Source organism: Sphingobacterium arenae, from assembly GCF_014692505.1.
GTDB classification, from domain to species: Bacteria; Bacteroidota; Bacteroidia; order Sphingobacteriales; family Sphingobacteriaceae; genus Sphingobacterium; species Sphingobacterium arenae.
In genome coordinates this window covers 742,128-756,374 of the sequence record NZ_JACNYK010000002.1, presented here as the reverse complement: position 1 = coordinate 756,374, position 14,247 = coordinate 742,128, and the positions used below count along the sequence as shown (strand labels likewise).

The 14,247-nt window shown below is 40.2% G+C and carries 11 protein-coding genes; 3 read left to right on the top strand and 8 right to left on the bottom strand.

Annotated features, from left to right (window positions below; translation table 11 throughout):
- Positions 1-74 precede the first annotated feature (74 nt).
- Together H8B17_RS09380 and H8B17_RS09375 are read right to left on the bottom strand one after the other, a co-directional pair.
- The gene (locus H8B17_RS09380; RefSeq protein WP_190308920.1) at positions 75-1,160 is read right to left on the bottom strand and encodes a Gfo/Idh/MocA family protein; all 1,086 of its coding nucleotides are present in this window, start codon (positions 1,158-1,160) and stop codon (positions 75-77) included.
- A gap of 231 nt (positions 1,161-1,391) precedes the next feature.
- Positions 1,392-2,306: a helix-turn-helix domain-containing protein gene (locus tag H8B17_RS09375; protein WP_317171002.1), complete on the bottom strand. Its 915-nt coding sequence runs from the start codon at positions 2,304-2,306 to the stop codon at positions 1,392-1,394.
- 176 nt (positions 2,307-2,482) lie between these two features.
- Between H8B17_RS09375 and H8B17_RS09370 the strand changes: the two genes are divergently transcribed.
- Positions 2,483-3,637 carry an aldo/keto reductase gene (locus tag H8B17_RS09370; RefSeq protein ID WP_190308919.1) on the top strand — a complete coding sequence of 385 codons (1,155 nt, stop codon included), beginning with the start codon at positions 2,483-2,485 and terminating at the stop codon, positions 3,635-3,637.
- A 46-nt stretch (positions 3,638-3,683) separates the two neighbouring features.
- Here H8B17_RS09370 and H8B17_RS09365 read toward each other — a convergent pair whose 3' ends face one another.
- Positions 3,684-4,133 (bottom strand): SRPBCC family protein, encoded by a 450-nt coding sequence (locus tag H8B17_RS09365; protein ID WP_190308918.1) that lies wholly within the window; start codon positions 4,131-4,133, stop codon positions 3,684-3,686.
- Positions 4,134-4,150: 17 nt separating this feature from the next.
- Positions 4,151-4,522, bottom strand: a complete 372-nt coding sequence (locus tag H8B17_RS09360; protein ID WP_190308917.1) for a DoxX family membrane protein — start codon at positions 4,520-4,522, stop codon at positions 4,151-4,153.
- 344 nt (positions 4,523-4,866) lie between these two features.
- Here H8B17_RS09360 and H8B17_RS09355 point away from each other — a divergent pair, with 344 nt between their 5' ends.
- On the top strand, positions 4,867-6,177 hold the full coding sequence (locus H8B17_RS09355) for a purple acid phosphatase family protein (protein ID WP_190308916.1): 1,311 nt from the start codon (positions 4,867-4,869) through the stop codon (positions 6,175-6,177).
- Between the two features lie 232 nt (positions 6,178-6,409).
- Complete coding sequence (locus H8B17_RS09350) at positions 6,410-7,282, top strand: HD domain-containing protein (protein WP_190308915.1); 873 nt, start codon at positions 6,410-6,412, stop codon at positions 7,280-7,282.
- 288 nt (positions 7,283-7,570) lie between these two features.
- Here the strand turns inward: H8B17_RS09350 and H8B17_RS09345 are convergent, their stop codons facing one another.
- The 4 genes from H8B17_RS09345 to putP form a co-directional block, all read right to left on the bottom strand.
- Positions 7,571-10,015 carry a TonB-dependent receptor gene (locus H8B17_RS09345; protein WP_190308914.1) on the bottom strand — a complete coding sequence of 815 codons (2,445 nt, stop codon included), beginning with the start codon at positions 10,013-10,015 and terminating at the stop codon, positions 7,571-7,573.
- A gap of 294 nt (positions 10,016-10,309) precedes the next feature.
- Entirely contained in the window at positions 10,310-10,987 is a 678-nt protein-coding gene (locus tag H8B17_RS09340; RefSeq protein WP_190308913.1) for a potassium channel family protein, read from the bottom strand.
- 8 nt (positions 10,988-10,995) lie between these two features.
- The gene (locus tag H8B17_RS09335; RefSeq protein WP_317171001.1) at positions 10,996-12,378 is read right to left on the bottom strand and encodes a TrkH family potassium uptake protein; all 1,383 of its coding nucleotides are present in this window, start codon (positions 12,376-12,378) and stop codon (positions 10,996-10,998) included.
- A 136-nt stretch (positions 12,379-12,514) separates the two neighbouring features.
- Complete coding sequence (gene putP, locus H8B17_RS09330) at positions 12,515-14,029, bottom strand: sodium/proline symporter PutP (RefSeq protein ID WP_223816458.1); 1,515 nt, start codon at positions 14,027-14,029, stop codon at positions 12,515-12,517.
- Positions 14,030-14,247: the final 218 nt, after the last annotated feature.

Sequence of the window (14,247 nt, the reverse complement as noted above, 5' to 3'; positions counted from 1 at the left end):
AATAAGGGGTAACCCAACAAAACTTCATGAGGATATACTCCAACACAGTAATTTATACTATCTAAGATTTTGTGTTATTTTAAAAATACAGTTCTTTTTTGTTTTGCCGATTGCATTGCCGCATCGAGGATTTCGACAACGATGCAATTAATGGTTAATCCATAAAGATCAAGTTTGTTCAATACTAAAGAACCGTTCACCACAGCGGTTAATACAGAAAATGGATCGTCAAACGGGGCCGATCTTGCAGGAAGTTGCTTTCTTTCTTCTTTATTGTTTCCCCGCAACCGCTGTTGTAAAGTTGTAGCATCAGGAGCTATCGCATAACCTTTAGAGCCATATACTTCCATATCCTTTCTAGAAAATGGCCAATTCCATGAAGCCTGAATCAGACATTGTGCTTTTGGATATTGTAGAACGATAGTCGCTTCATCGTCCACATCTTTGTAGATGTCTGGTTTATTTTGATGTATAACGGCCGTTACTGAAAGAGGTCTCTCGCCGTTCATCAACCAGGTCATCAGGTTGGCTCCATAGCATCCGAAATCCACCAATGCACCCGCTCCATTCTTTTCCGGATCGGTTAGTATCTCCAAGAATTCTTTGCTTACTCCTATTTCTTTTGGTCCCTGATGCCCGTCGTTCACGATCACTTTTCGTATTTCTCCCCATCGACCTTCTTCTACTATTTCTTTAATCTGCTGATTGCTTTCATACCACGACGTTTCAAAATTTGTTAAAACATGTATCTTATACCGTTCAGCGAGCTCTTTTATCTCTTTGGCGTCCGCCACGGTCGTTGCCAACGGTTTTTCCACCATCACATGGATCTGTCGCGGTGCGCAGGCACGAACAACAGCAATGTGTTCGTTAATAGCGCCGAATGCCGACACAGCGTCCGGTTTTATCTCATCCAACATTTTAGGCAAATCGGTAAAGAAAAGAGTTTTATCTAGTTGGTATCGTTTGGCGTAATGGTCAATCAACTCTAGGTTGGTTTCATAAATGCCAATTACAACCACATCCTTTTTGTCTTTTCTGTTGAAAATCCAGTCGACGTGCCCATGGCTTAACCCAGCTACAGCCAACCGTAAAGGAACCTTAGCAGAAACTATATGGCTGATTAAGATCAAAGAAATGCTTAACAAAATTGGCTTCATGGTTATAAAAAACTTTCTTTTATTCTATTTAATATGATTGTTTATCAAAACCAATATAAGAAAAATTCTCTATTTGACCAATTCATAAAGAAACCATACTCTACATGGGCGGTAAAAATAATGCCGACAAAAAGTATGCTCAATGCTGTATAACAAAATTACACAAATATATATGCGGTATGTCTGTTTGGTAGGACTTGTTGCTATTGACGTGTAATCGGGAAATAATACTCAATTCAATCTTCTGAATTCAATAGGTGTAATACCTGTCTTTTGCTTAAAAAGTCGGGTAAAATGTTGAGGATATTTAAAGCCCAACCCGTAGGCTATTTCGCTGATTGATTTATCGGCATCAAAAATGCGCTCTTTGGCAACATTGATTACTTTAGATTGTATGTATTCCTGTGCGGATAAACCTGTTTCTTTTTTGATTAAATCCCCAAAATAATTGGTAGATAAGTGTAGTTCATCGGCACACCCCGAAACCGAAGGCAAACCTATATTTTGAGATTTGTCGGAAGAAAAATAATTATTCAATAAACCCTCAAACCGTTCTAAAATTCCTTTATTGACATTCTCCCTTGTGATAAATTGGCGGTCATAAAAACGAATACAATAATTCAAAAATAACTCTATGTTTGATATAATTAAGTGCTTACTATGCTTATCAACAGTGTGTTGTAGTTCATATCCGATTTTAGAAAAACAATCCTCGACAATTTTTCTTTCCTGGTCTGACAGATGCAGGGCTTCATTTACCGCATAAGAAAAAAAATGGTAGTCGCCTATATTTTTGCCAAGGGAGGTGCCGGTAATCAAATCAGGGTGAAAAATCAATGCAATACCCTGTGGCTGATAATATTCATTCTTATTTTCACCAATAACCTGATTGGGGGCAAGAAAAATCAATGTTCCACCCTCATAGTCGTAGTTGCTCAATCCATAACGCAAATCACCACAATAAATTTGCTTTAGAAAGACCGTATAAAAACCATAGCGTAACCGTCTAAGCTTCCTTGGATTGGCTTTGTCCAAATGAACAACACTTACCAGCGGGTGCAGAGTTTCATGGTTGTTAAAATCGTTGTATTCCTTTATGCTGTTGAAATAAAATACATCTTCCATTGCCTTATTATTTAATGACATACTCTACAAATTTACAAAAATCAATCCCCCCATTGTATCTTGTTATACTTCAATCAGTGATTTTGGTAGCTAATACAGTAATGGGTATAAGCCGACCACCATTTTATCTTATCACATTTGTAATGTGATTTCAAATAATGAAAAAAAACACGCATTTGAAATAAAAATATAGAGCAATGAAAAATAACAATCGTAGAGATTTCTTGAAAACAGGAGCGATGGCAGGAGTAGTATTATTGACAACGTCCCCCCTCGGAGCAATGGCAAAAAGTTGTAGCAATTCAACAAATGAAAAGAACGACTCCCCCTCAAAAACCAAAAGAAGAACATTAGGCACAGGCAATAACAGTATTGAAGTGTCCGCATTGGGATTGGGCTGTATGGGCATGAGTTATCATCGAAGTTTTATACCCAACAAGAAGGCTATGATGGCTTTAATCCATAGAGCCGTTGATTTAGACGTTAATCTACTTGACACAGCCGAAGCATACGGACCGTTTGTCAATGAGCAATTATTAGGAGAAGCCATTGAACCCATTCGTAAGGATGTTATCATTTGTACAAAATTTGGTTTCAAAGAGGGAAAGCCAGAAATCGGTCTTGATAGTAACCCCAAACGGATTAGACAAGTTGTTGAAAATTCACTAAAAAGTTTAAGGACAGACTACATAGACCTGTTATATCAACACCGTATCGACCCAAAGGTACCGATGGAAGATGTTGCCGGAACGGTAAAAGACCTTATTGCAGAGGGAAAGGTAAAACATTTTGGACTGAGCGAGCGGGATTTTAACACAAGCAAAGACGGATTGGATGCCATCCGCAAAGCACACACCATACAACCTGTAACAGCGATACAGAGTGAATATTCAGTGATGACCCGTAATCCCGAAAATAGAATACTAAGTCTTTGTGAAGAACTGGGCATAGGGTTTGTTCCGTATAGTCCGTTAAGCCGTGGCCTTATCACGGGATATATCAATGAACGGACAAAGTACAATCCAAATAATGATAACAGGATTTCATTACCACGGTATGAACCTAAAAACATCATTGCCAATTGGAGCATAATAGATGTTTTAAAAGAATTTGGCGACCACAGGGGATTAACCGTAGCACAGGTGGCTTTAGCGTGGCTATTGGCACAGAAACCATTTATTGTTCCAGTAGTTGGTACGACCAAATTGGCACACCTGTCGGAAAATATGTGGTCGGCAGATTATGAATTTACCACAGGGGAGTTAGTAAAACTCACAGAAGATTTATCAAAAATTCAAATTGTGGGCGAACGTTATACAACGGGCTACCCTCAAAGCCCATCAAGTAAATAATTACAAAATTAGTTGCCGAATGAGCGAGGCGAATATATTTCTCCCCTTATTGCTCTGAAATTTCTTTTAACTTGTTGAGCGCTTTGGGCCAGGCCTCGTTAAAATATTCGAAGTATTCTTCATTGGTATCCACCTCCACGACCACCGTCGTGATACCCTGGTCTTCCAAAAATGTATAGTTTTCAAACGACGGTGCCCAAGCTTCGACTGCCGGCCCTTCGGTGATTTCGCTGTTTCCATCCACAAGCCCATAGTGGCGTATGGAAACGTATTCGTTTGGGATGTTTTCTGCTATTTGGGCAAGCATTCCTTCTTTTTTTCCTTCTTCGGAAATACCAATAAACCGGATTTTATCGCCCTTGTTCCAGCCACCTTCAAAATCGGAAGTAGGATTGAACAACGATGTCCACTGTTTATAGGTGGCTCTCCCTAGCATTTTTTCATATACCACTTCTTTAGGAGCTTCGATGTTTATTTTGTACTCTAGCTTTTTCATCTTGTTTTATTAAATTTTTATGAAATTAATAATCTATATTTTTCACGGTTGTCGTATATAGCCCATAAATTGATGAGGAACAGTATACCTGCCATGATTAGTCCACTGGGCATAAAAGTAATATTGTGAATGACGATTCCGACCATTACCGGTAAAATAACAATTGCGCCCAAGGCTCTTGTTTTTGGGAAAATAAATAGGATTCCACCGACAATTTCAATGATTCCCGTTAATGGAATAATCCATTTCATTGTCATCATAGCCTCGCCGATTTTTATAATTTCAGCATCCATTTCGGGAACGGGCATATAGTGTAAGAATTTGTCAAGTCCTGCATTGACAAACAGTATCCCAAATAACAAACAAAGAATAAATTTGATGATTTTCATAATAAATTTTTAGCGTATTGAAAAAATTTCGAAGTGTTTATTTCTGGCATATTCTATATCCTTGACATAGATTTCAAACCAACAATAATGTTTAACCCATAACTTTTACTATTTGGAAGTAAACGATTTATAGAACAAATATAAACTAAGTTTCTCATGATCGTACTGTTTTTTTATATATCTGTATCTATTATTTTTTTAATTAGCCCGAAGGTAAATCATAAAGTTGACGATTGGGGTCGCCTCGGCAGCCGCTGCCTTATCGATGGTCTGTTTGCCATGTCGAAAGATAGAAATTTATATCTTTGATAGATAAAACTACATTTGCGAAAACACCAAAAACGATGAAAAGACTAACTTATCTTCTCGTTGCGATAGTCGCTTTGGTATGGCTCCATCCAACTACAGCTCAAACTACTGCATATACCGTCATTGCTAACCCTGGAGAAAACGCATCTAGCGAGATTCGTCTCAACTGGCACACCGATCTAGGTAGCGGCGACTCATACATTACTTATACGAAGGCAACAGACAAGAATTGGAGAAAAGCAGTTACCGCTCAAGCAGATCAGGCTATATGTACAGTCTTCGATAGCATTTATTCAAAAAGACCAAATAATGATGATTTCTATGAAGATGCTCAATTTATTCGCAATGCTATCGCCTTGCAGGGACTAAAAGCAGGAACGGCGTATAAGTATAAGCTCTCATCAGATAAAACACCTTCTCATGATGACAGCGAGGTGCGTTATTTTAAAACAGCTCCAAAATCCGATCCGTGGACAATGGGGGTCATTTCCGACATACACGTTTATGCCCCTCTGCCCAACCGGCAAAAGGCGGCTATGCAGATGATCCAGCAGCTAGAAAAACAGAACAAAAATTCCTTTGATATGATGCTTCACGTCGGCGACCTATCCGCTTGGGGAGGCAGCTATTCGTTCTGGCCTACATTGTACGCAGATTCTACCTTCAGCGACTACGTATGGGCTGGTGTCAACGGCAACCACGATGATATGACGCGACAACACAAACAGAGTAACGAATTTTTCCGCAACGTGAATAACAACCCACCCAATGGTTATGGCAGAGAAATCGGAGTATGCTATCATTTTACCTACGGCGAGACGCTATTTGTTATGCTCAACAACGAGGCAATGAAAAGTGATGAAGGTCTCTCAAAAGCACAAGATTGGACAAAGAAAGTCATCAAAAACAATCCCGCAAAATATGTGGTTGTCGTATCACATTACCAATGGTTTATGGGGAATGATGGTAGGAGCTCGCAATACAGTCGTTGGCGAGAATTATTTGACGAATACGGAGTGGATCTTGCTATCAGTGGCAACAACCATATCTACGTTCGAACCAATGCTGTATATGCCAACGAAGAAACCGATGGTTCAAAAGGAACCGTATACATACAAACACCGTCATCGGACAACGCAAGAGGACGATCTATGGACGATCTGCTCCACAACAAGGATCTTATCAAGACTCGTTGGACAGAAGGGAGCAAGACCGTCGGAGCCCTAATTATGAAAGCGAGCAAAAAGCATTTAATACTGACACTCTACGATCGTAATGGTGTCTCGATCGATCAAGTAAAGGTAAAATCAAAATCAAAGAAGAACTTGAAGGCAGACCATCGGTAAACACTAAAAAATAAACACATAAACAACCTGCCAACCTTATTGTTGTCCATCAAAATAGGATTTTTTCCCAGAATTTCTATTTTTACAGTCTGTTTAGCTATATCTAATATATTTGTCGTGTATAAAAAAATAAATCATCTTTACATGATGATGGGTTCATGTACAAAAACTTTGCACGATGAAACTAAAATAAAGCAGATTATTACCATTTGCTTTACGGACAACCACTAAAATGAAATATAGAGATAAAATATATGGAGAGTTTGAATTTTCAGGAGTAATTGAAGACATCATAAACACGAATGTCTTTCAGCGATTGAAGAAAATTCATCAGGGAGGTTCTATTTTTTTAATTAACCCGAAAGTAAATCATACAAGATTCGAGCATTCGATTGGGGTAATGCTCATCATAAAAAAACTAGGCGGAAGCATTGAAGAACAAATTGCCGGATTAATCCATGATATTTCGCATACCGCATTTTCTCATTTAATTGATTATGTACTCGAAGTCGAAGAGGAGGATTACCATGAACAAAGATATCACGAAGTTTTAAAGGATCGTGAATTAAACGCCGTATTGGAGAAATATCAGATGGATAGAACGGTGTTTATGGATACAGGAAAATTTAATCTCCTAGAATACCCACTCCCTTATTTATCAGCTGATAGGATAGACTATACACTTCGGGATATGTGTCAGATTGGAGAAGTTACCCTTACAGAGATTTCTTGGTTTATAAATGGTTTAGTGACGTTTGATGATAGAATTGTCCTAAAATCAAAAGATTATGCAAAGTGGTTTCAATCAAAGTACAACTTCCTTATAGCTGAATATTTTGAAAGTGAGGAAAATGTAGAGATAAATATAATAATGAAGGAAATAATTAAAAACTGTTTGGGAACAGGGATCATTGAAGAACAGGATTTTTTTGAGGACGACTTTTATCTTATGGATAAGATAAATCAGAAATTAAATTTAATGCAGTGGATTGATAGAATCCGGGAGAACGGGTTGAAAAATAAAAAGTTGAAAACTAAAAAACGTATAGTGGATCCTGAAGTCATAATAAATGATCAAATCTTAAAATTATCAGAAATGCGTTAAAAACCAGCGTGATTACTCGTCCTCACAGATCTGCTGATGAATGTTATACTGGCTGGTGCGGTCATGGTGAGCAGCAGCGTCACCTGCACCAGCAGATTAGTTTTGATCTCTCTTAAATCACAATACTGGTATCATTCAACTGCTTATAGAGAACGCATTCAAACACAACACCGCAACTGAAGAATCAACATTAAATATCACCATTAATATTGATAACGAATACATGACGGTCGAAAACAATATCCAGCCAAAGATATTGCCTTTTAGGAACTTTAGGAAGCAAAAATCCTAAAACTCTTTTTCTCCAAACTCACTCTTTGGTAGTTTTAATATTTGGTTTAACTTGTGAAGATTAAAATTCAGATTAACTAAAAACACATTCTTTTCATAAATGTAATTTGTAGTGGTATAGAAATCATTGGAGAATGTTGTGATCCGTTGTTCGTTCACCCCCCAATCACCAAGTTCTATAAACTGCCACTGCAATTGCGCAGTTATTGCTCCTTTTAGGAAAGCCCTATTTAAATTGAAATGAGGAGTCACAAATCTCGAATCCCTACCTTGTACAGTCGGTCTTTCTGAAAGGTAGTTTACCTGTAAGCCAGTACTCCAATTTTTTGGCAGATCTGCTTGAACACCGGCATTTATGGAGTACACCCAATCTTGATTTGTTCTCGTTTCTTGGTAATCCAATACCTGTCCTGAAATTTTATAGTTATATAGGTTAAGACCGCCGTTAACTTTCAACCAAGACAATAATTTGTCTTCCCCTCCAAACTCCACTCCATAGCGAGATGCCTGATCTGCATTGGTGAAAACACGGCTAAGGATAGTGTCTGCATAAACAGAATTCACCCGTTGAATAGGGTTTTTGGTATGTTGGTAATAAGCGTTCAAAAAGATACTACCTGCTTTTAATTTCTTCACCAATCCTGTTTCTGCATTGGTAGTAAATTCAGGTAACAATTCGGGATCCCCCTGCTCGAGAGTTTCAGAATGTTCGCGTTCAGGGATCGGGTTAAGTTCAAAATTGTTGTTTCGCTGAACTCTCCTTGCCGCCGATAATTTCCATGACCAGCCAGAACCTAGATCATGCATTAAATTGAAAGTAGGATATAGTTGATGAATGTCGTATGGATATTCTTTATTCGTATTTACCAAAAGCAGATCACGTTGATAATATTCATAACGTAGACCTAACGAAAGCTGCGTATTCTTGAAGCTACGGTCGTATTGCGAAAAAAAAGCATGAACATTATTGGTTGCATTCAATTTTCCGGTAAACGCTGGAATTAATTCAAGGTTATTTGCCCCATTTTCTGATGCAAAATATTCGAAATTACCTTGCTGTCTATCATTTCTTAATTGATACCCTGTTAATAATTCTGCATTTTCTAATGTCCAGCTATGCTGTAAAGAAAGCCTTAACCCTCGCAATGGATTGGTATAAGTGTTATGTGTCCATTGTACGGTGTCGGTCTCATTTTCAATATTTCCATTTCTAGTGGAACCATAGATGTTAGCATATTCGTAAATGGCACCCAATTGTAGGGAATGAGCATCATTGATCTTGTATTGGTAAGAGAAATCCAATAGATAAAATTCTCCTTGCTTATTTTGGAGGTTTGGGTTAAAGTAGTTTGTCCTGGATATCTCTTGATTTGTGGATGGTCTAATCGTTCTATTGGTATAATGAATATCGGCAACACGGTCCTGAAACTTTCTGGAGGCCAATACGCCTAAATTTACGGAATGCTTATCGGATATTTCATAGGCACCGTTCAATCTGATTCCAAAATTATATTTATCAAAGCTACGTTCCCCCTCGGAAGGGAAGAAGGTTTGTCGGTCTCCGATAATCGTATTGACATCACCATCTCGAAATCCTGCATTGTCATTCCTTAAGTAGTTCGCAGAACCATTCAGTTCCAATTTGTCTTGTCTGTACTGGAAAGCAATGTCGCCGCCGAAGCGCTTTTGAACTTCGCGGTTATCGTAATCGTCAATACTCGGTAGTCCACCCTGAAGGTTGAGTACCCATGCAAACCCATTGGTTGCAGATTTTTTTGTCTTTAAATTGATAATACCACCCTTGCCGTCCGGGTCAAACTGCGCTGTAGGGCTGGTTATATATTCCACCTCTGTGACATCGTTAGCCGCTATTTGGTTTAGTATCGTTGCCGGATCTAGAAATGATGGTTTTCCGTTGATCAGCACGATTATGCCGGTGTTACCTCTCATACTGATATTTCCATTGGCATCTACCGTGGCCGAGGGCAGGTTCTTAACAATGTCCAATGCGGTTCCGCCGACTGCATTCTTATATTGGCTAGCTTGGTAGCTCTGTCTGTCACTACCGTGTTTTTGTCCTGATGCATTGGCTGTAACGCTAACTTGTTCCAAACTATTACTGGCACTGGAGATAAGGATGGAACCGACATCTATTATTTTCTGACCTTTTATTTCTACTGTAGTTTTCTTTTGATTGTAACCAATGAATTTAACAATTAAACTATATCTCCCTTTTTGTAGATTGGAAAAACTAAAATTACCTAATGAATCTGTCATCATCCCATCGACGACCTTATTGTTGGTATCCAATAAACCAACACTGGCATAGGCTATTGCTGTAGTCGAAATAGAGTCTTTAACAATACCAGAAAGTTTGGAGCTTTGTGCATAAGCCATATGAAGCGTAAAGAAAAAGCCGAGCAGGATGAGAAATCTGTTCATGAAGTTTGATTTTTTTCAAAAGTAGGAAAGAATGCTAAAAGACAGCGCATTATTTCAAATTATGGTGAAGGCTTTATCTAAAAATTCTAAAGGTTGAAATTCTTTCTTGTAAATCAGCAAAGCATTATGCAAATGCGTAGATGCAAAATGATTCGACGGAACGGTATTTTCGAAATAGGGTGAAGAGCTAATAAAGAAATAGCCCTTGTTATTCATTTCCATGGGGAACTGAAAGTAAGTGAAATCGACAGAAAATGAGAGTGGATTTTCTCGATGACTGTACCGACTGTTAGGTCACAGAAAAGCCTTGATATGGTCATTATAACCGTATATAGCGAGTATATCCCCCTCTTCTAAAATCGTATCAGGTCGGGGTACGCCGTGCAGCACAGTCGTCACTATATTTTTTCCGAAGGATGTACGTTGTTCTGTATTCTTTAGGATAGTCAGTACTAACAGTTCATACTTTTCCCGGAAGCCGATCTCCTGTATAGATCTGCCCACATATTTTTGTGGCACGACTACCTCTACGATGGAATAATTACTATTCAGTTCGAAAGAATCTACCAGCCCCGTCATGCAGAGACGTTTGGACCAGCGTTCAGCAGATTCTTCCTCGGGATGGGCAATTTCCGAAATACCCAGTGCGCCCAGTACCTTCTCGTGTAGACGATTTACAGCCCTACTGATGAGACGCTTGACTTGCACCTCTCTACATAGAGCAGAAACCATGATATTCGCACCTTCGTCTTCACCAATGGCTACGACGACCACATCCGTATTTTTTAATGGCAGGGTAGAAAAAGCTACCTCGTCGGTCGCGTCTAGGCATATGGTATGGGTAATCTTTTCCTTTAATGCGCTGATCTTTTCGATACGTTGATCCACCCCAATAACCTCATTGCCCTGCATGGTCAGCTTTTCCGCAAGTGACGCACCAAAATTCCCCAATCCTACAACTATAAATTTCATAACATGTATCAATAGATAGTAAGCTCTTCCTGAGCATACTTGTAATGTGTATATTTTGTTTTTTTAATAAAAGCAATGAGTACGGACAGCATCGTTACCCGTCCCACAAACATGACGATAATCAGTATGATCTTACTTCCTGTCGCAAAACTGCCCGTCACGCCGAGGGATAGGCCTACGGTGCTGTAGGCCGAAAAGCACTCGAATGCGATTTCAAGTAACGGGCGATTAGGCTCGAAGAACGAAATCGAAAAAATGGCCACACCGATAGTAAACAGAGAGAGAAACATCGTTGCAAAAGCTCTTTTTATGGATACCGCGCCGATCTCTCTGCCGAGAACCTCGGTACGGTCTTTCCCCCTGGCAAGACTCAGTACATTCATAACGGCGAGGGCAATTGTGCTCGTTTTTATACCTCCTCCCGTAGAGTTGGGAGAGGCACCTATCCACATCAGCAGCATAACAAAGATGATCGTTGAGAACTGCAATGCGCCGAAATCTATACTGTTGAATCCGGCAGTCCTTGGTGTTGTAGCCGTGGAAAAGGCGATGACCAGTTTTCCGATACCGTCATGGGGCGAAAGAACGTTACCATATTCATTTATATAGATTACCAATGTTGCCAAGAGGGTTATAAGCCCGGTTGTAACAAGGTTGATCTTGCTGTTGATGTTCAGCACCCATGGTCGGTGGAAACTACCCCTTAATGTCCATTTTCCGACAATCCTTCGGTAGACGTGCTTGATATATTGAAGTACGTTTACTACGATGGGAAATCCCAAACCGCCAAAGATATAGATCAAGGAGATGACAAACTGTAGGCTATAGTTATGTATAACGGTACTTTCCATCAAGCCGTTGGACATAGTAGAAAAACCCGCATTGCAAAAAGAAGATATGGAGTGGAAAAGCGAAAAGAATATCCGCTTCCCCAAAGGGAGCCCGTTACCTTCGCCCAGGCTCCAGAAAATCCCCAATGCCCCCACCAGCTCAATCCCTACTGTGACCCATATCATACGCCGGAGTAAGACAAATACTTCAGACATACGTTCGGTATTCGAATAGGTCCCTACGGCCAGCTGATTTTCATACGTGCTGCCGCCTTTCAGGAAGTAAGTGAACAATGCCGCGAAAGACAGGATACCTATCCCTCCGGCCTGAATGAGTAGCATAATGATGAGCTGGCCCCAGAACGTAAAATGGCTTGCCGTATCGACCACGATCAGCCCTGTAACACATACAGCACTTGTCGATGTAAAAAGTGCATCGATCCAAGACAGTGGTGTCTGGAGGGCAAACGGCAGCTTCAACAGGCATGTCCCCAGACAGATCAGTAGCAAAAAGCTCGATATGAACAACTGGGCCGGATTATAGAAACGTTTTCTCACCACTATCTTAAAAATGCGGGGTAAAGCTAACTGTTTTTCGTTTATTCCCAAACCTAAATCAATTCATTTTTATATGCATTTGAATTATACATAATATAAATTGATATTATGCCCGTCAGCCATCGAGGGCTATTTTCTGTTATTCCCTCCCTCTGCGACCTACGATCTTCCTTACTTCTTCGAACTCCCCTTCCACCACCTCAGGGATACGCCCGGTCATCAAAGAGACTATTATGGTTGTCAGGAAACTCAATAAAAATCCGGGAATAATCTCATAGACATCTTTATAGGCATGCGGTACGTATACCCACAGCAATACCGTGGCTCCCCCCACCAACATACCGGACAGGGCACCCAGAGCCGTAGTGCGCTTCCATAGCAAGGAAAGGATAACAAGCGGGCCAAAGGCCGCTCCAAATCCGGCCCAAGCATTGCCGACAAGACCCAAGATACTTTCCTGTGGATCTAATGCCAACAAGAAGGCTACCACCGCTACTACAAGTACCGATATCCGGCTCATGATAAGCATATTCTTGTCGGTCGCATGTCTGTTAAAAAATGTTTTGTAGATATCTTCCGTCATCGAACTTGATGTCACTAGAAGCTGAGAAGAGATCGTGCTCATTACTGCTGCTAGAATTGCGGACAGCAAAAAGCCACCGATAAGCGGATGAAAAAGTGTTTTGGATAGGTATATGAATATAGTTTCGGACAGCTCCCGCGAAGCGTCAAACTGCAACATGGTCTGCGTGTCAAACCGCTGTAGATAGGCGATCCCAAAAAATCCAAGAAGCAGGGACCCTAGCACCGTGCCTATCATCCAGGTCATGCCCACACGTCTGGCCTTTTTAATATCCTTTACACTGTCGATTGCCATAAAACGGACGAGGATATGTGGCTGTCCGAAGTATCCCAGCCCCCAGGCCAATAGAGAGACAATAGATACAACGGTAGTTCCCCGTAACATATCCATATATTTAGGATCCTTGGTATAAATGGTGTCAACCGTTTCTCTTATGTCCCCCAATTGGAAAACAACGACAGTAGGTATCAGAAGCAGAGCAATAACCATAATGGTTCCCTGTACGGCATCCGTTAGACTTACAGCCATGAAGCCACCAATGAATGTATAAAACACCACGACCAGTGAAGTAACCCAAAGTCCGATACTGTAGTCCATCCCAAAAGCCGATTCGAACAACCTTCCGCCCGAAACCATTCCGGCAGAAGTATATAGCGTAAAAAATACCAGAATAAAGACAGAAGAGACCAGCTTCAATAACTGCGACTTATCACGGAAGCGGTTTTCAAAGAATACCGGCAGTGTTATGGCATTTTTTGCAACTTCGGTATACACCCGCAAGCGTGGCGCCACGATGAGGTAGTTCAAAAATGCTCCAATGGTAAGCCCGATAGCGAGCCATGATCCCGAAAGCCCCATCATATACATGGCTCCCGGAAGTCCCATCAAGAGCCACCCGCTCATGTCCGATGCCCCAGCAGATAGGGCGGTTACAAACGGCCCCATCTTACGCCCTCCGATAAGAAACTCCTCCGAGTTACTCGTAGATTTTCGGTATCCGTAAATACCTATCATTATCATGATCAGTACATATAGACCAATAGAAATCAACTCATAAATATTCATGGGCATATTTTTAGTGTGTTAACAAAAAAACTATTCCCCAAGAACCTGAATATAAGTAAGATTGGGGAACTAAAGATCACATTATGTGCTAGCGGTCTCGGTAAAGGTATAAAAAAAAATATAGTTGATATGACCGGAGAGCATGACATCCATCATATATAAAAAAAACAAATAGAGGTGTAAGAAGAAATAGATATCTTCTATGGTTTTAATTTAATGGCTAT